This is a genomic window from Galenea microaerophila, from assembly GCF_054657255.1.
In genome coordinates this window covers 907,736-934,441 of sequence record NZ_BAAHWZ010000001.1, presented here as the reverse complement: position 1 = coordinate 934,441, position 26,706 = coordinate 907,736, and the positions used below count along the sequence as shown (strand labels likewise).

Here is a 26,706-nt window from a genome sequence, read left to right as displayed (position 1 = left end):
TACATAGACGCATGTTCATTTTACCTATCCATGCAAGTTACTATCTTTGAACAGTATTTTAAAATCAATCAACAGAGGATGAATCAGATGAAAAAACCTTACGCGTTAGTCTTATTAATGACTTTACTTGGTGTAATTGTGGGCTGGGGTACCGGCTCTTATTTAACGGGGGCGACAGCCAGAGCGGCTTTAGATGAAGTGCCTGCGGCGCCTGTCGTAATCGCTTCAGGTTATGATGAGAAAAGCAAAACACTCTCTTTAACTTTCACCAATGCAGGCGGACAACCCATTGATATTTTAGGGAAAGGGTTGACCTTTAAACCTAAACAAGGTGATGGGTATGCATTGGCATTTACCCAATTTGAACAGCCTATCCGTATTGAGCCTTTTTCCGTGGCCACTTTGCGTGTGAAATTAAAAGCGGATACAGCCACTTTGGTGAATGGAGATGTTGTCGCCACCACCATTCAATACGCCTATCCGCTGTTGCCTGATGTGTTTGAAATGACCCATATGTTTGTGAAAGGTCATCCTACTGATAAAAAATCAGACAAAAAATCCGCAGCTTCAGCAGCGAAATAAGGAGTAAAAGATGGCAAACGTACAAAAACATCAAACCCTAGAAAAGGTGCTCTTTTGGGCAATGGTATTTTCATTGGGGTTATTTGTTGCACTGCTCATTTGGGGGCTCTTTACGATCACTTGGCTGCCTGAAGAAGTCGCCTTTATTTTAGGCGCAGGCGTTTTCTACTTAATGGCTAATACTCTTTTCTTTGGTTATGGTCATTTGAGTGAATTTTTGGATAAGGTGGCTAATAACAATTTAGAAGAGCACGAGAAAGCGCAGGCGGCACAAGAGAGTGGGGCAGATAAACGTGCTCTTGCAGAAGAGTTAACCGAGTTTGGTATTGCCACCATCTGGTTAGAGCGCTTTGAGCCTTATCGCTATGCGTATTTAGGCTTGTATCTCTTATTAAGTGGCTTGGTACTGACCTTGAATCTAGATTTGCTCTCTGGTTTGACCTCAGGCTCTATTCTCGAAGGCTTTTTCTGGGGCGCCAGTTTAGTGTCTATCTTTGTTTTGGCAGCAGATAGCATTGTTCGTTGGCAGTATGCCCATACGGTGGTCATGCCTATTTTCCAAAAACTTGAGCCTGTTTTAAAAGAAGCGTCTGAAGCACCTACCGCTTCTAATGAAAATGTTTGCCCAGATGCAGATGATCCTGATTGTAAAGAGGATGCTTCTCCGTCAGAGCAAAAAACCGAAGAAAATAAAGCTTAGTACGTAAGTACTGTCTGCTTTATGAGATAAAACCGGTTAAGGTCAGTGCCCTTAACCGGTTTTTTTATGTCACTCTTGCTACAATATCGGTCATGACTTGGCCGACTTTCTGGAAAACCCATACTTGGCAGACGCAACTGCTTAAACCGCTCTCCGCAATCACTTGCCAGATTGCGCGTCGTCGTTTTCATAAATTCCAAAAACAGCCTTCAGATTTTTCACCGCGTCCTAAAGTGATTGTGGTGGGTAATATAGTGGTGGGCGGCAGTGGTAAAACCCCTTTTATTCAATGGTTAGGTCAGCAACTCAACCGTGCTCATATCCCCTTTGGCATTATCAGTCGCGGTTATGGTGGACAAGCCGAGCACTACCCTTTAGAGGTCGAAAAACAGACGCCAGCCAGTCAGGCGGGTGATGAACCTTTGATGTTAAAAAAGCATTTTGATTGTCCGGTCGTGGTCGCACCCAAAAGACGAGCGGCTTTACAGTTTTTAACACAACATTATCCGCAGGTGGCTGTGGTGATTGCAGACGATGGTCTACAACATTTTGCGTTGCCCAGAGATTTTGAAGTGGTGTTAATGGATGGAGAGCGAGGCATCGGAAATGGACTCTGTCTGCCCGCTGGCCCCTTACGTGAGCCGATTCAGCGGCTTGATTTTGTCGATGCAGTGGTGGTCAATGGTGCCCAACCAGACAGTCCACCAAGGCAGGACTGGGAATTCTGGCAAAATTTGCCCTCTGAAAAAAAGTTTGGTATGCAGTTAACGCCTGTTTGCTTCCGCTCAGTCCTGGCACCCCAGAAAACCTTACCTTTAGAAGCATTTAATCACAAGCCTGTGGTGGCGATGGCTGGCATTGGCAACCCACCAAGATTTTTTAAGACTTTGCAGCAGCTGGGGGCAGAAGTAGAAGCGCACCCTTTAAAGGATCATCAAGCGATCACGCCACAGCTTTTGCAATCCCTGCGTTCAGACAGTGAGAAACCTTTACTTATGACTGAGAAAGATGCGGTAAAATGTGAAGGGTTTAACAAGACGCAAACAGCGCATTGGCTAAAAAATGCTTGGTATTTAGAGATTGCGCCAGAGGCTTCGATGGCGCTTTGGCAGAAGATTCAAGTGGTGTTACAAAAGGAAAAATAATGGATCCAGAGCTATTAGAAATTTTGGTGTGTCCGGTGACCAAAACCAAGCTTTATTATGATAAAGCACAACAAGAGTTGATCTCCACAGCCGCAAAACTGGCCTATCCGATTCGTGATGGCATTCCCATTATGCTAGAGGATGAAGCGCGCCCACTGTCGGAAGAAGAAGTGGAAAAATATCGTAAACTGAAAGGACAGCACGCCTAGTGAACCGTTTTGTCATTGTGATTCCAGCGCGTTACGCATCAAGTCGTCTGCCAGGCAAGCCACTCAAATTGATTCATGGACGCCCGATGATTGAGTGGACTTGGCTACAAGCTCAAAAAGCGGGCGCGCAACGAGTGATTATTACCACGGAATCTGTTGAAGTGCAGCAAGTGTGTGAAGGCTTCGGGGCCGAGGTGGCTTTAACGGGTGAACACCATCAATCGGGGACAGAGCGCATTGCAGAAGTGATTGAGCAGTGTGGTTTGCCAGATGAAGAAATTATTGTCAATGTACAAGGGGATGAGCCGATGTTGCCATATCAGCTGGTGCAACAGGTGGCTCAAGGGTTAATTGACCATCCGGAAATACCGATGGCGACCCTGTGTGAACCGATTAATGACATTGAAACGGTCTTTGATGCACATGCCGTTAAGGTTAGCCGAAATGCACAAAATTGCGCCATTAATTTCAGTCGCGCCCCGCTACCTTGGTCAAGAGACACCTTCAGTCAACCTGTCCCCGCTTTACCTAAAGATTTTCAATACTATCGCCATATTGGGCTTTATGCCTATCGAGCAGGCTTTGTCAAACAGTACGTGGCTTGGCCCGAGTGCGCTTTAGAGCAAGTGGAGAAATTAGAGCAGCTGCGCGTGCTGTGGCATGGTGAGAAAATTTTAGTGTTAGAAGCGGAAATGGATGCGGGGGTTGGCGTGGACACCGAAGAGGATTTAATTCGCGTCTCTGCACTGATGCAAGCACAGCCATAGGGAAGAGAGATGGGCAAGCTGTTTAAATTGCTAACCGTTATCGCCGTACTCTTTTTTCTCTACTATATGGCCAAGCGCTTCTTTTTACACCGAAAACTCAAACAGCAAGGACAAACGCTGCCCAAAGAACGTTTTCGTCCCATCACCCTCTTAAGTATCCTCATGATTGTGATGTATGGCGGCTATGTGATCTATTATTTGGTGTGGAAATAAAAGCGCTCCATCCACTCCAATCAAACGAAAGAGATATAAAAATCGAGATGTTTTACAATCTAAACAACGTCATTTTGGGAAGAATCAACTCTAACAATGCGCTCGTGTCGGACGCTTCACCGTTATGCGCATTATTGAATCAGGAGAAAATATGTCAGGTTGTGGTTGTGGTGTAGAAGCAGCGGAGAGTCTGGAAAAGAAAACGCTTATCATTCTATTATCTATCAATGCATTTATGTTTGTTACTGAGTTGACACTGGGCTGGCTGGCGCAATCTACGGGGCTGATCGCTGATTCACTAGATATGCTAGCAGATGCTGTTGTCTATGGTCTGTCACTCTATGCAATTGGGAAAGGCGTTGTGAAGCAAGCAGAGGCAGCCAGAGTCAGCGGTTACCTACAAATAATTTTGGGGCTTGGCGTTTTATTTGAGGCGATCAGGCGTATGATTTTTGGCAGTGAACCTCAAAGCACGCTCATCATGGTTGTTGGTGCGCTTGCGCTCCTGGCAAATATCATTTGTTTAATGCTCATTTCCAAGCACAAAGATGGCGGTGTACACATGCGCGCTTCGTGGATATTTTCAACGAATGATGTCATTGCAAACTTAGGGGTCATTATCTCTGGTGTGCTTGTTGCCGTCCTTGGCAGTCGCTATCCAGACCTAATTGTAGGAACAATCATATCAATTGTGGTCATTCGCGGCGGTGTAAAAATTCTACAAGATGCCAACCAAACTCAGAAGTCAAAAAGTTGTGCCTAACCAGGCGCTTCAGAACGAGGGCTATAACCGTGAAGGTCTATACATCGATGTTGATATTTTCCATGCCGAGCCAAAGAGTCATTCGCTCACTGGAAGCGGCGTAACCCTCTACTTTTAACATCAGTTAAAAATGAGGGGATTACAAAATCTCTCCGCCCACGCCTTTAAATTTTTCCACAAAATCAGAGATCTTTTGAAACACGGTTTGCTTCTTGGTGTGGTACTCAGGATTCAGAGGAGTCATGCGGGGCAGAATGCTGTTGAGCTCCGTACCGGCATCGCTGGCATATTCTCGTCTCAGTGAGATCTGAATATAGCGTTTAGCTGCCTCTGCATTGAGATTTTCCTCTTGAATCAGCGCTTGTGCTTCGCGGCGCTGTTCAGCCTGTGCAAACTTAAAGAAAGCCTCGATGATATCGGTCTTGTCGGCGATTTGATCCAGATCGGTCTGATGGATAAAGTCTACGACTAGGCTCTCTTTAGCCCGTTGTCCCAAGCTGGCACGAATCAGGCGGCGCACCTCATCCACCAAAGCCTCTTTGCTTGGGTTCTTTTGGTTTTGCTCGAAGATGAGTTCCAGAATGTAGTCGAGATTGATCTCTTGTGACTTGAGTAGCTCCACCTCAAACTCCACATCGTTCCAGTCAATGGTGGATTCAGCTTGCGCCTCTGCAGTCTGTTGTTGGCGTAGCCAGTCTCGTATATCGTTATAGGTCGATTTGTAATCTTGAATTTTACGATCGGCGGGAAGTCGAATGGATTGCAATGCTGCCAATTGTTCATCGTCTAGATAATGCTCAGTTTTAAATGTAGCGACTGCCTCTGGGTCGTTGATATCCAATGTTTGTAGGGCTTTTAATGTATTAAACTCATCATAATTCTGTAGGATGTTTTCCATCTTCAGGTATTCGCCAAATAGCTTGACAAAGGTTTTTTTATCCGCCTCTTTTTCAATATTAGCCGGGTCTGGAAAGTGCTGTTCCAGCTCGCTGACCACCTCCATAAAGCCACGCTGCGCCTCACCGGTTACCGCATCGATAAAGCCTTCCATATATTCTTGATAGCTTTTCTCTAAAATCACATTTTTGGTGTTTTTATCACCAAACAGGGTAATGGTGTCAATGGTGGCCTGTTCCAGGTCGCGGAAGGTGACGATATTGCCGAAAGTTTTGGTCGCATCATAAATGCGGTTGGTGCGAGAATAGGCCTGAAGTAAACCGTGATAGCGTAGGTTTTTATCCACAAATAAGGTATTTAACGTCGGTGCATCAAAACCGGTCAGGAACATGCCCACCACAATGAGCAAATCGACCTCTTTGGCTTTCATCCGCTTGGCCAGATCGCGGTAGTAATTCTGAAAGCCTTTGCTATCCAAGGTAAAGCTGGTTTTGAACATGGCGTTATAGTCAGCCAAAGCCGCATTTAGAAATGCCTTGGCACTTGAATTCATGGCGGATACCTCAAAGCTCTCATCGGCAATATCCCCTATGGCATCTTGTGCTTCATTGGCGGCAAAGGAAAAAATGGTGGCAATTTTAAGTGGTTTTTCGCTCTTTTGTTGAAGTTGATTCAGTGTCTCATAGTAGCGCTTAGCCGCCTCTATACTGCTGACTGCAAACATGGCATTAAAGCCCTGGTCATTACTCTGTAATCGATGAGTTTTTTGGCGGAAGTTTTTAAGGATATATTCGGAAATCTCGCGGATTCGTTCCGGGTGCAGCAGTGCTTGTTTGTTCTCCAGTGCACTGAGTTTTTGTTCATCCTGCTCAGTTTCTATGCTCTTGAATTTGGGACGCACATTGTTGTAATCCACCTTGAACTTAAGCACCTTTTCATCGCGAATGGCATCCGTGATCACATAAGCATGCAGCTCTCGGCCAAACACGCTGGCGGTGGTCTCTGCGCCACTGGCGTTTTGCGGGAAGATTGGCGTGCCGGTAAATCCAAACTGATAATAGCGTTTAAATTTCTTTTTCAGATTCTTTTGCGCTTCACCAAACTGACTGCGGTGGCACTCATCAAAAATAAATACCACCTGCTTGTTATAAATCTCAAGGTTCGCCTCACTCTTCATTAGAATGTTCAACTTTTGGATGGTGGTGACAATAATTTTATTGTCGTCTTTTTCGATGTTACGTTTCAGTCCAGCAGTGGAGTCGGAGCCGTTAACGCTGTCTGGTGAAAAACGCTGATACTCCTTCATCGTTTGGTAATCTAGATCTTTACGGTCCACCACAAAGAACACCTTGTCGATAAAGGGTAGCTCGGTGGCCAGTCGTGCGGCTTTAAAGCTGGTTAGCGTTTTTCCCGAACCGGTGGTATGCCAGATATAGCCACCTCCCTCGGTACTGCTCCACTGTTTGTTTTCATAGGCACTTTTAATTTTCCATAAAATCCGCTCAGTGGCGGCGATCTGATAAGGGCGCATGACCAGCAGGGTATTGTTGACATCAAACACCGAATAGTGCAGCAGCACATTCAGCAGAGTGTCCTTTTGCAAGAAGGTTGCGGTAAAGTCTTTAAGATCCTTAATCAGCGTGTTATCTGACTGTGCCCAGTTCATGGTGAAATCAAAACTGTTTTTATCCCGTTTGGTGGTGTTAGCAAAGTAACGCGTGTCAGTGCCATTGGAGATGACAAACAGTTGCAAATACTTATACAAAGAGTGCTCACTGTTAAAGCTCTCATGACTGTAACGGTGCACCTGATTAAACGCCTCGCGAATTGACACCCCGCGCTTTTTCAGCTCAATTTGCACCAGCGGCAAGCCATTGACCAGAATCGTCACATCGTAGCGATTGGCAAAATGGCCAGATTGCTTAAACTGGCGGATCACCTGCACCTTGTTACGGGCAAGATGTTTTTTATCCATCAGATAGATGTTTTGAATTCGGCCATTGTCAAAGGTAAAGTCATAGATGTAATCATCGTGCAGCTTGCGGGTTTTATCTACCAGCGTGTCATTAGGGCGGTCCAGATATTCTTCTACAAATCGTTGCCACTCATTATCGCTAAACTCCACGTCATTGAGTGTTTGTAGCTGGGTGCGGACATTAGCCAGCATCGCCTGTGGGGTAGTTAGCTCTGTCAGATACTCGTAGCCCTGAGCCTGTAAGTCTTGAATCAGCTCACGCTCCAGATCGGCTTCGCTCTGATAGCTTTCGGCGACTTGCCACGTTTTGGTGTATTGATCCAGCACAATGAAGTTATTGGATTCAGCAATGGTTTTATAATTTGTCATAATCTGTTTTCCCCAGTCTCTGTCTATTCCCCTCCAGAGGAGGGGAATTAGAAACGTTTTACTTTTTCTATCAGCCTACTAGGCTGCGCCTTTTTCCGGTTTTGGGAAGTTAAATAATAGGTCGCGATAATATTCATACTGCTTCTGGCGCAGTTCGATTTCCCGTGGCAGTCCTTCACTAATGGAGTGGGTTAGGGTGTCGAATTTGTCGAGAATGCGCACAATTTCTTGCTGAATAGCCAAAGACTTTTCTGGGTTGTTTGGGCAGGGGATGGGGATAATAATTTTCCCAATTTCCCCTAAATTAATCTTCATAGGTACAGCATGCACAAGTGTTCTCTTATAAAGCTCTGACTTGCCGATTCCACTTTCGATTACATGCATAAGAAACTTCGGTAGAATAACTTGTTGGTTTACACGAATTAATGCAAGAGTAACGTAATAAGCTAGTGGTTCATCATTATCAACAACAGCACACGTACCAATATCTCCAATCCTTGTCATTAATATGTCGTTTTTACGTGGCTTGTGCTTGTACTGCTCAAAGTCTTCAGCTGATATGTATTTTTCTGTGGCGTATATATTTTTAATGTTCTGGACGCTAACAAAAGGGACTCCGAAATTTGTATATTTTGGAGTTTGATGAGTGCCATCATATATTTCCGCCATTTCCCCCAACTTTTTCCATTCTACCTTAGCACCATCCAGTAGCTTTTCTATATAAGGGTGGCGCTTGTCTTCCTTAAAGTTTAATAATTGGTCTCGGTAGTATTGATATTGTTGTTTGCGTAGGTTACGCTCGGCGGTCAGCTCGGCGGTCAGCTCGGTGAAGGTGTCTAGTATGCGCACAATTTCCTGCTGAATGCGCAGGGATTTTTCCGGGTTATTTGGACAGGGGACAGGGATTTTAAAGTTATCAGTATCAGGCGTTGCAATTTGTGGCATTTGCATTTTACTTCCAATGTTCTGGAAGTGAGGTTCATTTAGCTTTAAAAAATGGTAGACAAACTTGATATTTATTTCTTTACATTTTGAATGGTACGACCACATTTCATTTTTATGAGAAAAAGGTTTGTCATAGTACTCAAATGAGATAACACCTCGAGATTTGACAATAATGGAAGGTTCTCTATTTACGTCTTTTTCTGGTATATCTTCAAAATTAACAAATGCGATAGTTTTACCGCCTGCAAAAATCTTTAATGGTGCGCCATCTTTATGCAACTGTTTCATCTGCCCAGCAGTAATCTTTGTGCCTTTGGTGCGAACTAGAATTTCCCCCAACTTCTTCCACTCCACTTCAGCACCATCCAGTAGTTTTTCTAAAAAACTGATTTTTTTCATGAGACCACCTTGTCTTTTGAGGAGTCTTCCGAAAGAGGGGGATTATGTTCGTCTTCGATTTCAGCCACAATGGCATCAATCTCTTTACGCAGCTGGTCGATTTTGGCTACAGTGGTTTTTAGTTCGGCGTTTAGTTTTGTAATATCAATCACTTCTCGGGTATCTTTGGCCTCCACGTAGCTACTGACCGAGAGGTTGTAGTCGTTTTCAGCAATCTGCCCATTGGGTACTGAATGGGCAAAGTATTGAATATTTTCCTTGCTGTCGAATGCGGAGAGGATTTTGTCGATGTGTTCATCTAGCAACAGATTGTTGTTGGTCGCCTTTTTGAACAGTTCGCTGGCGTCGATAAACTGGGTGGTGTTGTCAGTTTTGTGTTTGGAGAGCACCAGAATATTTACGGCGATCGAGGTGCCGTAAAAGAGGTTGGGGGCGAGTGCAATGACAGTTTCCACATAGTTGTTGTCGACTAAGTATTGGCGAATCTTTTTCTCAGCGCCGCCACGGTAAAAAATGCCTGGGAAGCTAACAATAGCCGCCCGGCCTTTGGCAGAGAGATAGTTAAGCGCGTGTAGCACAAAGGCGAAATCGGCTTTGGATTTAGGGGGCAGCACGCCGGCGGGGGCAAAACGCTCGTCATTGATCAGCGTGGGGTCGTCTTTACCAATCCATTTCACCGAATAGGGTGGATTGGAAACAATAGCGTCAAAGGGTTTTTCCTCTCTAAAGTGCGGTTCTGTTAATGTATCTCCCAGTTGGATATTGAATTTGTCGTAGTTGATGTTGTGTAAGAACATATTCATCCGTGCCAGGTTGTAGGTGGTGTGGTTGATTTCCTGGCCGAAAAAGCCTTCTTCGATGATATGCTCATCAAACTGTTTTTTGGCTTGCAGGAGCAGTGAGCCGGAACCGCAGGCGGGATCGTAGATTTTATTGATGCGGCTTTGTCCGTGTATGGCCAGTTTGGCCAACAGTTTGGAAACCTGCTGTGGTGTAAAAAACTCTCCGCCGGACTTTCCAGCATTGGCCGCATAGTTGGAAATCAAATATTCGTAGGCATCACCGAATAGATCGATGTGGTTTTCATCAAAAGCGCCAAAATCTAGGTTTGCCACGCCTTTGAGTACGGCGGCCAAACGGGCGTTTTTCTCTTTAACGGTGCTACCCAAGCGGTTGCTGGTGGTGTCGAAATCGGCAAATAGGCCTTTAATGTCTGGTTCGGATGGATAACCAATGGCTGAAGCTTCAATGTCTTTGAAGATGTTGGCTAGATCGGTATTAAGGTCGGGGTTGCTGTTGGCGTTTTTAACCACATTAGAAAACAGTTGGCTGGGGTAGATAAAATACCCCTTAGTTTTGATGGCGTCCTCTTTGATTTCTGGGGTGATGATATCATCGGAGAGTTCGGAGTAGTGGATGCTTTCATCGCCTGCTTCGATGTAGTTGGCAAAATTTTCGCTGATAAAGCGGTAAAACAGCGTTCCCAAGACATATTGTTTGAAATCCCAACCATCCACTGCACCGCGTACATCATTTGCAATGGCCCAGATCTGGCGTTGAAGTGCTTGACGTTGTTGCACACTGGTCATATCTTTTCCTATGGTTTATAAGGGTTTTATTTGAGTGATGTTGTTTAAAATCAATTTGATTTAGCATCATATAAAAACTCAAGTTTAAAGTCGAGCATAAACCCGTTACGCAAACCATTTTAAAAGCGCTTAACGTTTTAGCGTGTGCAAGGGCGGTATGTTGTTAATCGAGAGAGATTTTGTGGAAAAGCAATTGAGGTGGATAATCTAATGATTAGAATTTAGAGCGTAAATTTAAAAGGACAGAAAAACATCAGGGAAATGGGGCGAATGACGGGGATCGAACCCGCGACAACAGGAATCACAATCCTGGGCTCTACCAACTGAGCTACATCCGCCATAGTAGAAAAGATATAAATGGCACGCCCAGCAGGATTCGAACCTGCAACCCTCGCCTTAGAAGGGCGATGCTCTATCCAGTTGAGCTATGGGCGCTCGGTTGTGCTGGGCGCACATAAATTAAAGAAGCTGTTTAAGAAGACCTTAAACAGCTTCTTGAATCTGGTCGGAGTAGAGGGATTTGAACCCCCGACCACCTGTACCCAAAACAGGTGCGCTACCAGGCTGCGCTATACTCCGTAAAAGTTGTGCGTATTTTATAGATGCGCTGCAGTGCTGTCAATGGGTTTTTTGCAAAAATGTTTATCCAAATTAAAAAGGCGCGTCTGTTGGGAATCCCTAGTTGTGTGCCGGATGCTGTTTGCGTGCTTTTTGGGTAGAAATCGGTTAAATCAGGTATGATATTGTCCATATTTAAATTAGGTATTAATTAAGGAGTGTGGTATGTCTGCAAAAATTTTGGATGGTAAAGCCATTGCGGCTGAATTGCGGGAAAAAATTCGTCAAGAGGTGGAAGAGAAGGTGGCGCAAGGGTTACCTCGCCCTGGATTGGCGGTGATTTTGGTAGGTGAAGATCCTGCTTCTCAGGTGTATGTGCGCAATAAAAAGATTGCGTGTGAGAAAGCGGGCTTTAATGATGTCTCTAAAGAGTTGCCTGCCAGTACCACACAAGAAGAGGTGCTTGCTTTAATTGATGAATTGAATGCGGATCCTGCCGTTCATGGCATTATTGTGCAGTTGCCTGTGCCGGCGCATATTGATCCAGAAGCGATCATTGAGCGGATTTTGCCAGAAAAAGATGTGGATGGTTTCCATCCTTATAATGTGGGGCGTTTGGCAACGCGCATGCCGGTGTTAGCGCCTTGTACGCCTCATGGGGTAATGACGATGCTGGCGAAAACGCAGATTCCGTTGCGAGGGTTAGATGCTGTGGTGGTGGGCGCTTCAAATATTGTGGGGGTGCCGATGGCGTTGGAGTTGTTAAATGCTCGGGCGACGGTCACGGTGTGTCACAGTGCAACTAAGGATTTAGAAGCGCAGGTGCGGCGAGCGGATTTATTGGTCGTGGGTGTGGGCATTCCTGAGTTTATTCCAGGGGAGTGGATTAAACCGGGTGCCATTGTCATTGATGTGGGCATTAACCGTTTGGATTGCGGACGCTTAGTGGGCGATGTGGAATTTGAAACGGCCAAAGAGCGCGCCAGCTGGATTACGCCTGTTCCAGGTGGCGTGGGGCCGATGACGATTGCAACGCTGTTAGAAAATACTTTGCAAGCCGCCTACCATTTGAAAAAATAGAGCAGTGATTAAACCGTTGCCTCGTCTAGCACTTCATAGGGCAGCGGTTCAAGATTGACCACAGCGCCACTCTCTAACTTCAATTGCCCTTCGGCTGACAGGAGGGGTTTTACAGTGCTCACCGCGAGACATAAGGTGCCATGAAGAATATCTGGGTTGGCTAATACCACTTCAAATTTAAAGGTGTGTCCCGCCTGGTCTTGTACGGTGAGGGTATCTTGAGTATGGAGTTCCAACAGTTCAGATAGGTGTAAGCGGAACATGCGTTTGGTGACTTTGCCGCGATAGTGAATGCGGGCAATGATTTCTTGTCCGGGGAAGCACCCTTTTTTGAAGTTGATGGCGCCGAGCTTATCCAAGTTGAGGAATTGGGCGATATATTTGCCTTGATTGGCTTGATTGATTTGTGGAATGCCTGCCGCAATATCCAGTAGTTGCCAATCATGGTTATTAATTGGGTCTGTCTGATTGCGTAGCTTTTGCCAAGCTGATTTTAAACTGTCGATATTGCCCATCAGTTGATAGCGGTGGTAAAGCCCGGGCAGTTTAACCAAGATAATATCATTTTCGGTTTCAAGCGTGCAGCGAGTGACTTCGTACAGCTCTTTGTTTTTATTTTGCAGTAGGCGCTGAATTTCTAAGTCGGCAAATTCCCCCGCATAGCCGATTTGCGCCCATTCATCACTCAAGTCGGTGAGCGTGACTTTAGAGCGTAAAATAAACATTTGTAACCGTTTAAGAATGGTATCCTTAATTGAGCCATCCAGCATCAGATAAAAATCCTCTCCCTGTTTAATCACTACGAAAAGTGCGAGTACTTGGCCTTGTGGATCACACCAAGCTGAGAGCTGGGCTTTTTCGTCGCTCACTTCAGCTAAATCATTGGTCAGTTGGTTTTGCAGAAAGTCAAAGGCGTCTGCGCCACTGACTTGAATCAGCCCTTGATGGGCTTGACTGGACAGCACCGGCCCGTTTTTCACCAAAAAACGTTCCAGTTCAGGATGACCAAAGGTTTTAACCGCGCCATTCTCTTCAACTGTGGCGCCTTGTGTTTGTAAAAATTGTAGCCAGTTTGCATTCATAGGATTAAGCCCTCATTGTGTAATTTTTGTTATTTTTCGTTGGGGTTAAGATGGTGGGTTTGGGTTTTTTATATTGTGTTGGATGGTCGAGATTATAATGCAGTCCTCGACTCTCTTTGCGTTTTATTGCGCTGCGCACCATCAGTTCGGAGACGGTCACGAGATTGCGCAATTCTAAAAGGTCTTTTTCCACCGTATGCTGGTTGTAATACTCTTTAATTTCTGCTTTAGCGAGTTTGATGCGTTTTAAAGCGCGTTGCAGACGATTGTCTCGTCGTACAATGCCGACATAATCCCACATCACTCGTCGAATTTCATCCCAGTCGTGGGCAATGGTCACTTTTTCATGGGGTTGGGTGACGTGGGCATCGTCCCAAAAAGGCAGTGAGGATTCGGCTGGGCGTTTGGCGCTATTTTTGAGTATATCCGCAGCCGCAATGCGCGCAAAGACTAAGCCTTCGACTAAGGAGTTACTGGCAAGGCGGTTGGCGCCGTGGAGACCGGTGTAGGCGGTTTCGCCGATCGCATAAAGATTGGGGATGTCGCTGCGCGCTTGATAATCTGTGATAATGCCGCCACAGGTGTAGTGCGCAGCGGGTACCACTGGGATTGGTTGTTGGGTGATGTCTATGCCCACCTTTAAGCAGCGCTGATAGATGGTCGGAAAGTGTTCGATGATAAAGTCAGCCCCTTTGTGGCTAATGTCGAGCAGTACATGGTCGAGTCCATTCTGTTTCATATGATGGTCAATGGCACGGGCGACAATGTCTCGCGGTGCCAGTTCTTTGCGGTCATCATATAAATGCATAAAAGGGGTGCCATCAGGGCGCTTTAAAATGCCGCCCTCACCGCGTACCGCTTCGCTAATTAAAAAAGAGCGGTCTTTGGGGTGATAGAGACAGGTAGGGTGAAATTGGTTAAATTCCATATTCGCGACGCGACAGCCTGCTCGCCAAGCCATGGCAATGCCATCCCCGGTGGAGGTGTCTGGATTGCTGGTATAGAGATAAGCTTTGCTGGCACCGCCTGTTGCGAGAATCGTATGCGCTGCGCCTATGGTTTTGATTTGTCGGGTGGCATTGTTGAGGACGTAGGCGCCGATACAACGTTGCTGTTTGTCTAATATCAAATCAATGGTGGTGTGCTGTTCGAAAATTTGAATATTGGGATGGTGTTTCACCGCTCCAATGAGGGTTTCAGAGATGGAGCGCCCCGTATGGTCAGCTGCATGAATAATTCGGCGGTGGCTATGACCGCCTTCTTTGGTCAGGTGAAAAGGGTATTCACACCTCTCTTCTTCACAGCGGCTAAAGGGGACGCCCAGTTGAATTAACTCTTCAATGGCCGGTTTGGCTTGCTCTGCAACTAAACGTACCGCTTTTGGATCACACAGTCCGGCTCCGGCGATGAGTGTATCCTGAATATGAGATTCGATGGAGTCAAAAGGCGCAAGAACCCCCGCAATTCCACCTTGTGCATATTGCGTGCTGCCGTCACAGAGATTTGATTTGGCCAGTACAATCACTTGATGGTGGTCAGCCAGTTTCAGTGCAGCAGTTAAGCCGGCAATACCACTTCCAATAATCAGCACATCCGTGAGCTGTTTTGTTTTGAGCGGCTTCAATGAAAGATCCTTGAAAAAATGATTGAGATCATTATAAATCATTGACGGAATGGGAAGGTAGGATTCGTTTTTATCGGCAAGTTTTGGTAAGATGGGGACTCAAATAAGCAGAAATAAGTAGATCTTATGAGCATGAATCAGAGTCAAAAGAGAACAGACACTTTTAGCCGACCTGAAACAGTCACCAACTTGAATTTGGAGACCTTATCTCGTTCGCTAGAAGAAGGATTAAATCATGCTACGGCTACGGTGCTACGCGTTGACCCTCCTTATCTTTGGGTTAAAACCGAACCGAATCAAGGTGGTTGCAGTGGCTGTCATGCTCAATCTTCATGTGGTACGGCCACCTTGTCTAAACTGTTTACCGCTGATCGCTCACAACCTTTAAAAGTGCTCAATGCCACCGATTCGCCTGTTTTGGAAGGTGATCAGGTGGTATTGGAACTTAAAGAGTCAGACTTAATCCAACATGCTTTTATGGCTTATGGTATACCTTTAGTAGGATTGTTTACGGGGGCTTTGGCTTTCCAAGCGATACAGCAGCATTGGCACTGGTGGCAAGGCTCTGAAGGGTTTGTGGTATTGGGAAGTGCACTCGGAATGTTGATGGGCTGGTGGGGCGTCAAAAAATGGTATCGTCCCTGTTTACCTGTTGCCAGAAATTTAGAGAATTAAAATTATTAAGAAAGGAAAAAGGAAAATGTTGAAATTAAAACAACTCTTTGTGGCGGGTGCTTTAGCACTGGCGACTTTAGGGATGGCGTCAATGCCTGCTCAAGCGGGGATTTTTGACAGTAACCGTACGGCTCAACTGCCAGATTTTACAAAATTGGCGGAAGAGAATACGAAGGTGGTGGTCAATATCAGTACCACTAAGCATATCAAAGCGAGTGTTCCCCCTGTTTTTCACGGGATGCCAGATGATATTTTGCGCTTCTTCTTTGGAATGCCGCCGGGGGCGATACCTGGACAGCCTATGCCTCGTCAGTTACCTGAAGAGGTAGTGCGTTCTTTAGGGTCAGGTTTTATTATTAGCTCTGATGGTTATATTTTGACCAATAACCATGTGGTGGCCGGTGCTGATGAAGTGGTCGTCAAGCTCTATGATCGCAAAGAGATGAAAGCAAAGGTGGTTGGGACAGATCCCAAAACAGATGTGGCTTTGCTTAAAATTGATGCGACAGACTTACCTTACGCCAAGATTGGCAGTGCTAAAAACCTTAAAATCGGACAATGGGTGTTGGCAATTGGTGAACCCTTTGGTCTATCTTATACCGTTACCCACGGCATTATCAGTGCGCTAGGTCGTGCATTGCCGTCAGATACTTATGTGCCTTTTATTCAGACGGATGTACCGATTAACCCAGGTAATTCTGGGGGACCTTTGATTAATATGAAAGGTGAAGTGGTCGGAATTAATGCACAGATTTACAGTAAGTCTGGCGGTTATATGGGACTCTCCTTCTCAATCCCGATTGATATTGCGATGAATGTAGCCGAGCAGATCAAGGAAAATGGTCATGTGGTCCACGGTTTCTTAGGGGTGCAGGTGCAAGAGGTTAATGGCGAGCTGGCTAAATCTTTTGGCATGGATAAGCCTCAAGGCGCCTTGGTCGCGGAAGTGGTGAAAGGCTCAGCAGCAGATAAAGCCGGTTTAAAACCAGGGGATATTATCATTGAATTTGATGGCCATACCGTTCATCGTTCGACTGAATTGCCGCCTATTGTTGGCATTGCGCCAGTGGGTAAACCATTGAAGATGAAGATTTTGCGTCAAGGCAAAGAAAAAACGTTAACAGTGAAGTTACAACCCTTGCCAGATGAAGAGTCTTTGGCTTCTGCTGGGGAAAACAGCAATACAGGCAATTTTGGTGCAATGGTTCGTGAGCTTAAGCCAGAAGAGTTAAAAGCATTAAATTTGCCGTTTGGTGTTCAAATTGTTAGCGTTGTCGAGGGTGGTGCTGCGCAAAAAGCGGGCATTTTACCGGGTGATATTTTGGTGACCTTAAACTTTCAACCGGTTAAATCCATTCCACAGTTGATTCGGATTTTGAAGGATGCGCCAAAAGGTCGCGCCATTCCGGTCCGCGTCATACGTGATGGTCATTCACTCTTTTTACCTTTAGTGTTAGGTAAAAAATAGATCGCCTTTGAAAAGTCGACGAGAGTAAAAAACCACGCCCTTAAAAGCGTGGTTTTTTTGTGCCCACTTCTTAGAGACCTTTGCATGAGTGGGATGCGAGCTATAAAATGAGATAAAATTTTCCATATCTAGGCGGGAAACGCAGGGAATAGCCAGCTATTGCCAAGTTTTCCAACAACGATAGGGGAAATTTTAGCCATTTTTAGCCGTAGAACCATCTCGTGCAAAGGTCTCTCTTATTCTCTCTCGTTTATAAAGTAGATATATCGTAAAATACTCTGATTCGATTAAACTCTAGAGCATTCATGTCAAAACAAGATTTAACACATATTCGTAACTTTTCCATTATTGCCCATATTGACCATGGGAAATCGACGCTAGCAGATCGCTTTATTCAGCATTGTGAAGGGTTGAGTGACCGTGAAATGGAAGCACAAGTGCTAGATTCAATGGATATTGAGCGGGAGCGCGGGATTACCATTAAGGCGCAAAGCGTCACTTTAAATTATCAGGCTAAAGATGGAAAAACTTATCAACTGAACTTTATCGATACGCCAGGTCATGTGGATTTCTCTTATGAAGTCTCTCGCTCTTTGGCTGCTTGTGAAGGGGCCTTGCTCGTTGTAGATGCTTCACAAGGCGTAGAAGCACAAACCGTGGCGAACTGTTATACCGCGATAGAGCAAGGACTGGAAGTTTTGCCGGTCTTGAACAAAATTGATCTGCCAGCGGCGGAACCTGAGCGGGTGATCAATGAAATTGAAGAGATTATTGGCATTGAAGCACAGGATGCGGTGCAGGCAAGTGCCAAGTCAGGGATTGGCGTAGAGGATATTTTAGAACAGATCGTCAATCGTGTCCCGCCTCCAGAAGGCGACCCCGAAAAGCCGTTGAAGGCATTGATTATTGATTCTTGGTTTGATCCCTATTTAGGGGTGGTTTCTCTGGTGCGTGTTGTAGATGGTCAGATTGGTAAAAAGTCTAAAATTCGCATCGCCTCGACAAAAGAGGAGCATCAAGTCGATCAGGTGGGGATTTTTACACCTCGTAGAACGCCCACCGAAACCTTGAATGCTGGAGAAGTCGGCTTTGTGGTGGCGGGGATCAAAGATATTGATGGTGCCCCAGTTGGGGATACGATTATGGATGCTAAGGCGACGGATATAGAGCCTCTTCCAGGCTTTGCCCCTGTTCAACCGCGTGTGTTTGCAGGTCTTTTCCCGATTAGCTCAGAAGACTATGAGGATTTACGCGAAGCTTTGCGTAAATTACGATTAAATGATGCAGCACTGCATTTTGAGCCTGAAAGTTCTGACGCACTCGGTTTTGGTTTCCGCTGCGGCTTTTTAGGCATGCTGCATATGGAGATTATCCAGGAGCGGTTAGAGCGGGAGTACAATCTAGATTTGATTACCACGGCTCCCACAGTGGTGTATCAAGTGCTGACTAAAAAAGGGGAAGTTTTGGAAGTGGATAACCCTTCCAGTTTGCCGGATTTATCTTTAATTGAAGAGATTCGCGAACCGATTGTGGAAGCGAATATCCTAGTGCCACAGGAGTATGTTGGCGCGGTTATGAAGCTCTGTATTGAGAAGCGGGGCGTGCAAAAAAATATGCAGTACAGTGGTAACCAAGTGTCAATGACTTATGAACTGCCGTTGAATGAAGTGGTGTTAGATTTCTTTGATCGCCTGAAATCCACAAGCCGCGGTTATGCGTCAATGGATTATGAATTTAAACGCTTTGAACCTTCAGATCTGGTCAAAATGGAGTTTTTGGTCAATGGAGAGCCGGTTGATGCATTGGCAGTGATTGTGCATCGTAGCAATGCGGTACAGCGCGGCAAAGTGATGATTGAAAAATTGCGTGAAATTATTCCGCGCCAAATGTTTGATGTGGCCATTCAAGCGGCCATCGGCAGTAAGATTATTGCGCGTACGAATGTGAAAGCCTTGCGTAAAAATGTGACTGCAAAATGTTATGGGGGGGATGTTTCCCGTAAGAAAAAACTGTTGCAGAAGCAGAAAGAAGGGAAAAAGCGAATGAAGCAGATTGGGAATGTTGAGCTGCCTCAAGAGGCCTTTATGGCGATATTGAATACAGGAGATGAGTCTTGAATTTTGAACTGATTTTAGTCATAGCGACTGCTGTGACGGGGGTAATTGCCTATTTGGATAAAATCGTTTGGCGTCCTCAAAGGGTAAAATCGGTCACCACGGTGAAAGAGCCGATTTGGATTGAGTATTCAAGATCGCTGTTTCCAGTTTTTTTGATTGTATTGGTGTTGCGCTCTTTTGTGGTAGAGCCTTTTCGCATTCCTTCGGGCTCTATGTATCCCACTTTAGAAATTGGTGATTTTATTTTAGTAGAGAAATTTGCTTATGGGGTAAAGTTACCGGTGGTGTCCACAAAAATTATACCCACTTGGGAGCCGGAGCGTGGCGATGTGATTGTCTTTAAGTATCCAGAAAATCCAGATGTGGACTATATTAAGCGAGTGATTGGTTTACCGGGCGATACCATCGCCTATAAAAATCGAGTGGTCTATATTAATGGAAAACCGGCGACGCAAAAAATTCTAGGGCCTTATGTGGGGGTGGATTCTGGGCGCATAATGAATGGTGCGACAGTAGTAGAAGAAAAATTACCGCTTAAATCAGGTGGCTATAAAACGCATCAGATTTTAATTGACCAGGATAAATCGAGTATTGATTTGCCACCGGTTAAGGTGCCACAAGGTCATTATTTTATGATGGGGGATAATCGTGATCACAGCTACGACAGTCGTTTTTGGGGCTTTGTGCCAGAGAAAAATTTAAAAGGGCGCGCTTTTATGATTTGGATGAATTGGGATCATGGCATTCATTGGCGTCGGATAGGTAAAAGGGTTCAATAATGTCTGAAGTGGAAAAACAAGCCAAATTAAGAGAGCTCTCTCGTAAATTGGGCTATGAATATCAAGACATTGATTTATTAGCATTGGCTTTGCGTCATCGCAGTGTGGGCGCGCGCAATAACGAAAGATTGGAGTTCTTGGGAGACAGTTTGGTCAACTTCTTAGTGGCGGATCTGCTGTATCATCAATTTAAAACAATCCCTGAAGGGGACTTAAGCCGGATTCGAGCCTATTTGGTCAAAGGAGAAACCTTAGCCAAAATTGGTGCAGAATATCAATTGGGCGACTATCTCACGCTGGGACCGGGTGAACTTAAAAGTGGCGGTCATACGCGAAAGTCGATTATTGCCGATGCGGTGGAGGCGATTATTGCCTCGATTTATGAAGATGGCGGCATCGAACCCTGTCGAGCATTTGTTAAGCGCATTTTTAAAGATCGTTTGACCGATTTAAATCCGAAAACGGTCGGTAAAGATCCGAAAACTCGCTTACAGGAGTTTTTGCAGTCTCGTCAATATGAGTTGCCAGTGTATAGCATTATCAGTGTCAACGGCGCAGCCCATGCACAACAATTTACCGTTTCTTGTTATGTGGCACCCTTAAAAACCAAATTTGAAGCGACCGCTGGTAGTCGACGCAAAGCAGAACAGAAAGCCGCAGAAAATGCGCTGAAGGCATTAGGTGAATAATGGAAACCATGCAAAAAAATAAGATGAATGAACAACAGATGTCGGAAAGCTATCAATCTGGATTTGTGGCTGTGGTCGGGCGTCCAAATGTTGGTAAGTCCACTTTGATGAATGAGTTATTGGGACAAAAGCTCAGCATTACTTCTCATAAACCGCAAACCACGCGCCACCGAATTCACGGTATTTATACTGATGAACAGAAGCAGATTGTCTATGTGGACACGCCCGGTATGCATTTGGGTGAAAAGCGTTCGATTAATAAGTATATGAATCGTGCTGCCAGCAGTGCTTTGGTGGATGTGGATGTGATTCTGTTTGTGGTGGAAGCTGGGAAATGGACGAAAGAAGATGAAGCGGTGGCGCAAAAATTGAAACATGCGCAAGCACCGGTCATTTTAGTGGTGAATAAAATCGACCTGTTTAAAAAGAAAACAGATCTTTTACCTTTTCTGCAAAAGCTGGGGGAGACGGTTGAGTTTGTCACCGCGGTTCCTGTATCTGCCTATAAGAAATCGGGACTTGATCGCATTGTGCAAGAGGTTGTGAAGTATCTGCCGCAGCAGCCACCGCTTTTTCCAGAAGATTATGTCACCGACCGTTCAACTCGTTTTTTGGCCGCTGAAATTATCCGTGAAAAGTTAATGCGCACATTAGGGGAAGAGGTTCCCTATGGGGCAACGGTTGAGATAGAGCAATTTAAGTATGAGGAAGAAGAGGGACGTTGGGTGATTCATGCGCTTATTTTGGTTGAGCGACCCGGACAAAAGAAAATTGTGATTGGTGAAAAAGGTCAGCTGATTAAGCAAATGGGGATGCAAGCCCGTCAAGATTTGATTCAGCTGTTAGAAGGGCGTGTCCATCTTGAGTTGTGGGTGAAGGTTAAAGAAAATTGGTCAGATGATGAACGCGCCTTGGCCAGTTTAGGGTATACCGAAGACCATCAAGGGTAGCGCTTGTGCAGGTGTATGAGGTCTCAGCCTTTGTACTCCACCGCCGTCCTTACCGGGAGACCAGTTTTTTAACCACTTTTTTTTCAGCTTCAGAAGGCAAATTTTCTGCTGTGGTGAAAGGCATTAAGCCCAGTAGAGGCCGTGGTAAAACATCGGTGCAAAAACAGGCTTGGTTGCAGCCTTTTCGTCCCTTGCAAGTCAGTTGGCAAGAAAAATCCGGACAGCATCCCGATTTGGTGACCTTACGGCAGTTTGAGCCTGCCTCAGATTACAGCCGTTTTTTGTCGTTATCAGGAGAAGCCAATTTTTGCGGGCTCTATATGAATGAATTGCTCTACCGTTTACTGTTTCCTCGTGTTGCTGCAGAATCTTTATTTGACGCCTATCAGAGCCAATTGTCTGCGCTGAGTGATTTGAATGGCGAGCCTAAAGATAGACCCCAAATGAACTGGATCTTACGTCAGTTTGAGTTTCAGTTATTACAGGAATTAGGGATTCCCTTAAATGTGGAAACAGATCTGCAACAGCGTGCTCTAGTTGCAGAAAAGAATTACTTTTACTACCCAGAATTAGGCGCCTTAGAAACAGAGATGACGCTGGAAGGCGTTCACAGCTCACATTTACCCATCGAAATTTCAGGAGAGTGCCTACTCGCTTTGCAAGCTTGGCAGTTTTGTCCTCGCTGTCTACCAGCGTGGAAAAAACTCTTTCGAACCATTTTAAGCAGTCAATTGGGGGCTAAGCCACTTATGACGCGTCAACTTTTTCGGAGTTTATCATGAAAAAAAGAATCTATTTAGGGGTGAATATCGACCATGTTGCGACCCTACGCCAATCTCGAGGGACACGCTATCCTGACCCAATTAAAGCGGCTTTGGATGCTGAAATGGCGGGGGCTGACAGTATTACGCTGCATTTGAGAGAAGACCGTCGTCATATTCAAGATGCGGATGTTGAGCGACTGGTGCAGTGTCGTCAAACCAAAGTGAACTTGGAAATGGCCGCCACCGAAGAGATGGTGCAGATTGCAGAGCGCTTAAAACCAGAAGATGTTTGCTTAGTGCCAGAAAAACGCCAAGAACTGACGACAGAAGGTGGCTTGGATGTCGTGGGACAAATGGATTGGTTGACCGAGGTGTGTGAACGTTTGGCGAAAGCAGGATGTCGCGTTTCTCTGTTTATTGATGCAGATAAACCCCAGATTGAGGCAGCTAAAGCCGTGGGTGCGCCTGTGATCGAACTGCATACCGGGACTTATGCAGAAGCTGAATTAAAGGAAGAGGTACAAGCCGAACTGGATCGCATTATTTTAGCGGCCGAGCTGGGAACCGAGTTAGGATTGACGGTGAATGCAGGGCACGGTTTACATTATCACAATGTTCAGCCCATTGCGGCGATTCCGCAGATTCATGAACTGAATATTGGGCATGCGATTATTGCACAAGCGATTTTTAGTGGTTTGCCAGCGGCTGTTCAAGAGATGAAACGATTAATGGTTGAAGCTCGCCAGTTGAGTTGATTTTATGATTGTGGGCTTGGGCACCGATATTGTTGAAATTGCGCGCATTCGTCATTTATGGCAACGACAAGGTGAGCGATTTGCACAGCGGTTGCTGACCGAAGTTGAATTACAAGCGTTACATGAAAGTCCGCAGCCGGAACGCTTTCTAGCCAAACGCTGGGCTGCGAAAGAGGCTTTGGCTAAGGCTTTAGGGACAGGGATTGCACAAGGAGTGACTTTTCAGCAGATGCAGGTTGATCACTATGAAAGTGGTCAGCCCTATTGGACTTGTCAGGGAGAGGTCGCAACCTTAATGAGGAAACGAGGAGTAAAGCATACCCATCTGACGATCAGCGATGAACAGCATTATGCGGTGGCAACGGTGATTTTGGAGTCTTAAAAGCCATCTAAAAAGATGGCTTTTAAGTTCTGGAGCGTTGAAGTTTATACTTAAATAATTTATTCAACTAAGCTTTTAACCCAACTTTCCATTGTTTCATTGGCAACAGGATTTGGGGCTTCCATAAAATTGATCACAAAGCTATCTTCTAATTCTGTGACCCCAATTGAACGAGGACGAACTGCCATTGCGCCAGGTGCAGGTAGTTGCATGCCAAAGCAGAAAACAACATGCTGGGCAGCCTTAATTTCTGGATTAATCTCCCCATCAATTTTGGTGGTATGCGCATAGTGATCAAAGGTAGTGATAAAAGCCGCTTTAGGGTGTTCATCAATTTTACCTTTGAAATATTCGATTAAGGCTTCTACAGAGTCTTGTTTAAGTTCAGATTTTTTGAACTCGATTGTGTAGATGGGATAGGTTTCTTTAAATGTTGTCTGTTTCATACTTGATAATATCCTCATAAGAAAAAATAATGAGGTCATATTATAACTTAATGACCTGTGTGTAACAAATCAGCCGTGTCCGCAAATAAAAAACCCAGCCTTAGGGCTGGGTTTTAGTGGGTTTAAAGAAAAGGTATTAGCGATATTGGCGCAAGTAGAAGCCTTCAAAAAAGCGTTTTGCCCAGTGCATAAGACGACAAGGCGGTAACATGGTTGTGCCTGCTTCTGTTCGCTTAATTAAAATGCCATGGCTTAAGGTGTCGATAATACAGATCAGCTCATGCTTGAAAGCTTCAAAATTGGTTTGACCTTTTAACTCTTTTACCAAGTTTTCAGCGGCTTTGGTGGCTTGAAGGTCTGCTGCATGCGCTTGTTTCGCTTGCCAGTCAGGCCCAGGGAAGCTGCCGGAATCTCCAGCCACATAGGTTTTCTCTAAACCTTCTACCTGACAAAATTCATTTGCTTTAATTAATCCACCTTCAGAGAGAGGCAGGTCTGAATTGGCTGCCCAAGCGGGGCCGGTCATCCCTGGCATAAAGAGAATCAAATCGGCAGGAATTTCACCCCCTTCAGTGATCACTTTGTCGGCTTCAAAGCCTTTCATTTTATGCCCTAGATGGGTTTCAATGCCTTTTTTGGCCATGAATTTAAGCACTGCATCAGGCACCTGCTCTCCTAAGCGCAGGCCAGGTTTGGGAGAAGGGTTAAAGAAGACTAATTTAAACTGGTCTCGCAAACCTTGTCGGCGCAAGAGGGTGTCAATTCCAAAAAGGAATTCAAACATCGGGCCTCCACGCATGGCGGAGGGCTCTTTGGGATTGCCACCAAAGCCAATTGCAATGGTGCCGCCGGCCATATTGTGAATTTTTTCTTTGATTTTTTCTGCGGCTGGAATCCCTTCACACGGGGTAATCGCATGTTCAATGCCGGGCAGTTTTTTAATAAATCGCCCACCGCTCGCGATAATCAAGCCGTCATTTTCATATTCCCCTTGGTCAGTGATCACCGTGCGCCCCCCATTGGTGACATTTTGCACAGTTCCTTGAATAAATTGGACTCTTTGGCGGTTAAAAAAATTATGCAGATTGACGCGCAGATCATCGCTCTTACGTAACCCAGAAGGAATCCAAATTAAGCTAGGAAGGTAAATCATTTCATCCTTGGGGGCAATGACCGTAATGGTCGCATCAGGCGCTTGTTTGCGCACATTTTTAACGGCCGTTAAGGCGGCAAAGCCAGTGCCTAAGATGGTAATATTCATAAAAAATCCTCTGTATTGGGTGAGTCTTATCTTTTATTATTATATAGATAGAGGGTTAGAGAGAGGGGAATATGACACAAAAATTAATTTTTATGTATCCATAAAAATTATTTATGTATAAGCCCTTTTAAAAATCCTCAATAGGCTTTAAACAGCGTGTTTTGGAGAATAAAAATCATAGACAGAAATCGTTGAATCAAGTACAATTTACGGAATTATTAAAGGGTCAAAGAATGGCGAAATCGACTGGATCGGGACAGAAGTCAAGATGAAACGGAGTGTATTCTTAATTGAGTAGGCTCCGTTTTTTTATGGTCAGATTTTGTGGGTTCAACAAATAGAGAATAAGATGATATGAAATATACAGCATTGCTTGCATTGGAAGATGGCACACTGTTTTGGGGGCAGTCATTAGGGGCACAGGGTGAAACGGTTGGTGAAGTGGTCTTTAATACTTCGATGACAGGTTATCAAGAAATTCTAACCGATCCTTCTTATTTTAAACAGCTGGTGACCTTAACCTATCCCCATATTGGAAATGTGGGGGTGAATTCCGAGGATGAAGAGTCCTCAAAGATTATGGCACAAGGTTTGATCATTAAAGATTGCCCGCCAAAGATGAGTAATTTCCGGGCGGAGAAATCTTTGCCAGAGTATCTTTGGGAGCAGGGCGTTGTGGCCATAACTGATATTGATACCCGTAAATTGACCCGTATTTTACGCGATAAAGGTGCGCAATCAGGGGTGATTGTCGCCAAAGATGAAGTGACTGAGACGGATGCTGAAGCCGCTGTTGCCCAGGCCAAAGCTTTTGGTGGTCTAAAAGGTATGGATTTGGCACAAGAAGTGACCACGCCTGAAACCTATGTTTGGACAGAGGGCACTTGGCGCTTGGGGGAAGGTTATCCCGATCGTGCGGAGCAAGCGAAATATCATGTCGTGGCGTATGATTTTGGTGTCAAACGCAATATCTTGAGAATGTTGGCTGAACGCGGCTGTAAATTAACTGTTGTGCCGGCGAAAACGCCCGCTAAAGAGGTTTTGGCAATGAATCCAGATGGCATTTTCTTGTCAAATGGTCCAGGTGACCCAGAGCCTTGTGATTATGCCATTGAAGCGATTCAAGAAATTTTAAAAACGGATATTCCGGTGTTTGGTATCTGTTTAGGCCATCAACTGCTAGCGCTGTCCACGGGCGCAAAAACTGTGAAGATGAAATTTGGTCATCATGGCGCGAACCATCCTGTGCAGGATTTAAGCAGCCAACATGTGATGATTACTTCGCAGAATCACGGTTTCGCTGTCGATGAAGCCACTTTGCCAGAGCATGTGGAAGCGACACATAAGTCTTTGTTTGATCAATCCCTTCAAGGGATTCGCTTAAAAAATAAGCCGGCATTTAGTTTTCAGGGACATCCTGAAGCCAGTCCAGGACCCCATGATGTAGCGCCGCTATTTGATCAGTTTATTGCCGATATTGAACAGTTTAAAAAATAGAACCTCCCCAGTTTATTAGGAAAGAA

25 protein-coding genes and 3 tRNA genes are annotated in these 26,706 nt (G+C 45.2%); 18 read left to right on the top strand and 10 right to left on the bottom strand.

Annotation, left to right across the window (positions count from 1 at the left end):
- Positions 1-87 precede the first annotated feature (87 nt).
- From ACYQ05_RS04570 to ACYQ05_RS04540, 7 genes are all read left to right on the top strand, one after another.
- On the top strand, positions 88-582 hold the full coding sequence (locus ACYQ05_RS04570; RefSeq protein ID WP_459818757.1) for a hypothetical protein: 495 nt from the start codon (positions 88-90) through the stop codon (positions 580-582).
- Positions 583-592: 10 nt separating this feature from the next.
- Entirely contained in the window at positions 593-1,282 is a 690-nt protein-coding gene (locus tag ACYQ05_RS04565) for a hypothetical protein (protein ID WP_459818755.1), read from the top strand.
- Positions 1,283-1,374: 92 nt separating this feature from the next.
- A complete protein-coding gene (lpxK, locus tag ACYQ05_RS04560; RefSeq protein WP_459818753.1) occupies positions 1,375-2,427 on the top strand; it encodes a tetraacyldisaccharide 4'-kinase in 1,053 nt (350 codons plus the stop codon).
- On the top strand, positions 2,427-2,636 hold the full coding sequence (locus ACYQ05_RS04555) for a Trm112 family protein (protein WP_459818751.1): 210 nt from the start codon (positions 2,427-2,429) through the stop codon (positions 2,634-2,636). Before lpxK ends, ACYQ05_RS04555 begins: the two co-directional genes overlap by 1 nt.
- Complete coding sequence (gene kdsB / locus ACYQ05_RS04550; RefSeq protein ID WP_459818749.1) at positions 2,636-3,403, top strand: 3-deoxy-manno-octulosonate cytidylyltransferase; 768 nt, start codon at positions 2,636-2,638, stop codon at positions 3,401-3,403. Before ACYQ05_RS04555 ends, kdsB begins: the two co-directional genes overlap by 1 nt.
- 9 nt (positions 3,404-3,412) lie before the next feature.
- On the top strand, positions 3,413-3,616 hold the full coding sequence (locus tag ACYQ05_RS04545) for a hypothetical protein (RefSeq protein ID WP_459818747.1): 204 nt from the start codon (positions 3,413-3,415) through the stop codon (positions 3,614-3,616).
- Between the two features lie 124 nt (positions 3,617-3,740).
- Positions 3,741-4,379 (top strand): cation efflux transmembrane domain-containing protein, encoded by a 639-nt coding sequence (locus ACYQ05_RS04540; protein WP_459818745.1) that lies wholly within the window; start codon positions 3,741-3,743, stop codon positions 4,377-4,379.
- Between the two features lie 139 nt (positions 4,380-4,518).
- On the opposite strand, the gene ACYQ05_RS04535 is transcribed toward ACYQ05_RS04540, so the two are convergent.
- The 6 genes from ACYQ05_RS04535 to ACYQ05_RS04510 all read right to left on the bottom strand — a co-directional run bounded on the left by ACYQ05_RS04535 (position 4,519) and on the right by ACYQ05_RS04510 (position 11,132).
- The gene (locus ACYQ05_RS04535; protein WP_459818743.1) at positions 4,519-7,620 is read right to left on the bottom strand and encodes a type I restriction endonuclease subunit R; all 3,102 of its coding nucleotides are present in this window, start codon (positions 7,618-7,620) and stop codon (positions 4,519-4,521) included.
- A 78-nt stretch (positions 7,621-7,698) separates the two neighbouring features.
- A complete protein-coding gene (locus ACYQ05_RS04530) occupies positions 7,699-8,964 on the bottom strand; it encodes a restriction endonuclease subunit S (protein WP_459818741.1) in 1,266 nt (421 codons plus the stop codon).
- Entirely contained in the window at positions 8,961-10,553 is a 1,593-nt protein-coding gene (locus tag ACYQ05_RS04525; protein ID WP_459818739.1) for a type I restriction-modification system subunit M, read from the bottom strand. Before ACYQ05_RS04525 ends, ACYQ05_RS04530 begins: the two co-directional genes overlap by 4 nt.
- Positions 10,554-10,815: 262 nt before the next feature.
- A tRNA-His gene (locus ACYQ05_RS04520) sits at positions 10,816-10,891 on the bottom strand.
- Positions 10,892-10,911: 20 nt separating this feature from the next.
- A tRNA-Arg gene (locus ACYQ05_RS04515) sits at positions 10,912-10,988 on the bottom strand.
- A gap of 67 nt (positions 10,989-11,055) precedes the next feature.
- Positions 11,056-11,132: transfer RNA gene (locus ACYQ05_RS04510), tRNA-Pro, on the bottom strand.
- Between the two features lie 204 nt (positions 11,133-11,336).
- Here ACYQ05_RS04510 and folD point away from each other — a divergent pair.
- Entirely contained in the window at positions 11,337-12,191 is an 855-nt protein-coding gene (gene folD / locus ACYQ05_RS04505; RefSeq protein ID WP_459818737.1) for a bifunctional methylenetetrahydrofolate dehydrogenase/methenyltetrahydrofolate cyclohydrolase FolD, read from the top strand.
- A gap of 8 nt (positions 12,192-12,199) precedes the next feature.
- Here the strand turns inward: folD and ygfZ are convergent, their stop codons facing one another.
- Together ygfZ and nadB are read right to left on the bottom strand one after the other, a co-directional pair.
- Complete coding sequence (ygfZ, locus tag ACYQ05_RS04500; RefSeq protein ID WP_459818735.1) at positions 12,200-13,273, bottom strand: CAF17-like 4Fe-4S cluster assembly/insertion protein YgfZ; 1,074 nt, start codon at positions 13,271-13,273, stop codon at positions 12,200-12,202.
- Positions 13,274-13,277: 4 nt separating this feature from the next.
- Positions 13,278-14,897, bottom strand: a complete 1,620-nt coding sequence (gene nadB, locus ACYQ05_RS04495; RefSeq protein WP_459818733.1) for an L-aspartate oxidase — start codon at positions 14,895-14,897, stop codon at positions 13,278-13,280.
- A 126-nt stretch (positions 14,898-15,023) separates the two neighbouring features.
- Between nadB and ACYQ05_RS04490 the strand changes: the two genes are divergently transcribed.
- The 9 genes from ACYQ05_RS04490 (at position 15,024) to acpS (ending at position 23,476) form a co-directional block, all read left to right on the top strand.
- Positions 15,024-15,572 (top strand): SoxR reducing system RseC family protein, encoded by a 549-nt coding sequence (locus tag ACYQ05_RS04490; RefSeq protein WP_459818731.1) that lies wholly within the window; start codon positions 15,024-15,026, stop codon positions 15,570-15,572.
- Positions 15,573-15,597: 25 nt separating this feature from the next.
- Positions 15,598-17,040 (top strand): DegQ family serine endoprotease, encoded by a 1,443-nt coding sequence (locus tag ACYQ05_RS04485; RefSeq protein ID WP_459818729.1) that lies wholly within the window; start codon positions 15,598-15,600, stop codon positions 17,038-17,040.
- A 305-nt stretch (positions 17,041-17,345) separates the two neighbouring features.
- Positions 17,346-19,157 carry a translation elongation factor 4 gene (lepA, locus tag ACYQ05_RS04480; protein WP_459818727.1) on the top strand — a complete coding sequence of 604 codons (1,812 nt, stop codon included), beginning with the start codon at positions 17,346-17,348 and terminating at the stop codon, positions 19,155-19,157.
- Complete coding sequence (gene lepB / locus ACYQ05_RS04475; protein WP_459818725.1) at positions 19,154-19,936, top strand: signal peptidase I; 783 nt, start codon at positions 19,154-19,156, stop codon at positions 19,934-19,936. The genes lepA and lepB overlap by 4 nt, the downstream gene beginning before the upstream one ends.
- Entirely contained in the window at positions 19,936-20,625 is a 690-nt protein-coding gene (rnc, locus tag ACYQ05_RS04470; RefSeq protein ID WP_459818723.1) for a ribonuclease III, read from the top strand. Before lepB ends, rnc begins: the two co-directional genes overlap by 1 nt.
- Complete coding sequence (era, locus tag ACYQ05_RS04465; protein WP_459818721.1) at positions 20,625-21,575, top strand: GTPase Era; 951 nt, start codon at positions 20,625-20,627, stop codon at positions 21,573-21,575. Before rnc ends, era begins: the two co-directional genes overlap by 1 nt.
- 11 nt (positions 21,576-21,586) lie before the next feature.
- The gene (recO, locus tag ACYQ05_RS04460; protein ID WP_459818719.1) at positions 21,587-22,357 is read left to right on the top strand and encodes a DNA repair protein RecO; all 771 of its coding nucleotides are present in this window, start codon (positions 21,587-21,589) and stop codon (positions 22,355-22,357) included.
- Entirely contained in the window at positions 22,354-23,094 is a 741-nt protein-coding gene (pdxJ, locus tag ACYQ05_RS04455; RefSeq protein ID WP_459818717.1) for a pyridoxine 5'-phosphate synthase, read from the top strand. The genes recO and pdxJ overlap by 4 nt, the downstream gene beginning before the upstream one ends.
- Positions 23,095-23,098: 4 nt before the next feature.
- Positions 23,099-23,476, top strand: a complete 378-nt coding sequence (acpS, locus tag ACYQ05_RS04450; protein ID WP_459818715.1) for a holo-ACP synthase — start codon at positions 23,099-23,101, stop codon at positions 23,474-23,476.
- Between the two features lie 59 nt (positions 23,477-23,535).
- On the opposite strand, the gene ACYQ05_RS04445 is transcribed toward acpS, so the two are convergent.
- Entirely contained in the window at positions 23,536-23,922 is a 387-nt protein-coding gene (locus ACYQ05_RS04445; protein ID WP_459818713.1) for a DUF6858 family protein, read from the bottom strand.
- 136 nt (positions 23,923-24,058) lie between these two features.
- Positions 24,059-25,183 carry an NAD(P)/FAD-dependent oxidoreductase gene (locus ACYQ05_RS04440; RefSeq protein WP_459818711.1) on the bottom strand — a complete coding sequence of 375 codons (1,125 nt, stop codon included), beginning with the start codon at positions 25,181-25,183 and terminating at the stop codon, positions 24,059-24,061.
- Positions 25,184-25,537: 354 nt separating this feature from the next.
- Here ACYQ05_RS04440 and carA point away from each other — a divergent pair, with 354 nt between their 5' ends.
- Complete coding sequence (gene carA, locus ACYQ05_RS04435) at positions 25,538-26,680, top strand: glutamine-hydrolyzing carbamoyl-phosphate synthase small subunit (protein ID WP_459818709.1); 1,143 nt, start codon at positions 25,538-25,540, stop codon at positions 26,678-26,680.
- The last annotated feature ends 26 nt before the right edge of the window (positions 26,681-26,706 follow it).

What these genes read in the sequence shown, in the direction of transcription:
- ACYQ05_RS04570 (WP_459818757.1), top strand. Translation starts at nt 88, where the DNA reads ATGAAAAAACCTTACGCGTTAGTCTTATTAATGACTTTACTTGGTGTA.
- ACYQ05_RS04565 (WP_459818755.1), top strand. Translation starts at nt 593, where the DNA reads ATGGCAAACGTACAAAAACATCAAACCCTAGAAAAGGTGCTCTTTTGG.
- lpxK (WP_459818753.1), top strand. Translation starts at nt 1,375, where the DNA reads ATGACTTGGCCGACTTTCTGGAAAACCCATACTTGGCAGACGCAACTG.
- ACYQ05_RS04555 (WP_459818751.1), top strand. Translation starts at nt 2,427, where the DNA reads ATGGATCCAGAGCTATTAGAAATTTTGGTGTGTCCGGTGACCAAAACC.
- ACYQ05_RS04545 (WP_459818747.1), top strand. Translation starts at nt 3,413, where the DNA reads ATGGGCAAGCTGTTTAAATTGCTAACCGTTATCGCCGTACTCTTTTTT.
- ACYQ05_RS04540 (WP_459818745.1), top strand. Translation starts at nt 3,741, where the DNA reads ATGCGCATTATTGAATCAGGAGAAAATATGTCAGGTTGTGGTTGTGGT.
- ACYQ05_RS04535 (WP_459818743.1), bottom strand. Translation starts at nt 7,620, where the DNA reads ATGACAAATTATAAAACCATTGCTGAATCCAATAACTTCATTGTGCTG.
- ACYQ05_RS04530 (WP_459818741.1), bottom strand. Translation starts at nt 8,964, where the DNA reads ATGAAAAAAATCAGTTTTTTAGAAAAACTACTGGATGGTGCTGAAGTG.
- ACYQ05_RS04525 (WP_459818739.1), bottom strand. Translation starts at nt 10,553, where the DNA reads ATGACCAGTGTGCAACAACGTCAAGCACTTCAACGCCAGATCTGGGCC.
- folD (WP_459818737.1), top strand. Translation starts at nt 11,337, where the DNA reads ATGTCTGCAAAAATTTTGGATGGTAAAGCCATTGCGGCTGAATTGCGG.
- ygfZ (WP_459818735.1), bottom strand. Translation starts at nt 13,273, where the DNA reads ATGAATGCAAACTGGCTACAATTTTTACAAACACAAGGCGCCACAGTT.
- ACYQ05_RS04490 (WP_459818731.1), top strand. Translation starts at nt 15,024, where the DNA reads ATGAGCATGAATCAGAGTCAAAAGAGAACAGACACTTTTAGCCGACCT.
- ACYQ05_RS04485 (WP_459818729.1), top strand. Translation starts at nt 15,598, where the DNA reads ATGTTGAAATTAAAACAACTCTTTGTGGCGGGTGCTTTAGCACTGGCG.
- lepA (WP_459818727.1), top strand. Translation starts at nt 17,346, where the DNA reads ATGTCAAAACAAGATTTAACACATATTCGTAACTTTTCCATTATTGCC.
- rnc (WP_459818723.1), top strand. Translation starts at nt 19,936, where the DNA reads ATGTCTGAAGTGGAAAAACAAGCCAAATTAAGAGAGCTCTCTCGTAAA.
- era (WP_459818721.1), top strand. Translation starts at nt 20,625, where the DNA reads ATGGAAACCATGCAAAAAAATAAGATGAATGAACAACAGATGTCGGAA.
- pdxJ (WP_459818717.1), top strand. Translation starts at nt 22,354, where the DNA reads ATGAAAAAAAGAATCTATTTAGGGGTGAATATCGACCATGTTGCGACC.
- acpS (WP_459818715.1), top strand. Translation starts at nt 23,099, where the DNA reads ATGATTGTGGGCTTGGGCACCGATATTGTTGAAATTGCGCGCATTCGT.
- ACYQ05_RS04445 (WP_459818713.1), bottom strand. Translation starts at nt 23,922, where the DNA reads ATGAAACAGACAACATTTAAAGAAACCTATCCCATCTACACAATCGAG.
- ACYQ05_RS04440 (WP_459818711.1), bottom strand. Translation starts at nt 25,183, where the DNA reads ATGAATATTACCATCTTAGGCACTGGCTTTGCCGCCTTAACGGCCGTT.
- carA (WP_459818709.1), top strand. Translation starts at nt 25,538, where the DNA reads ATGAAATATACAGCATTGCTTGCATTGGAAGATGGCACACTGTTTTGG.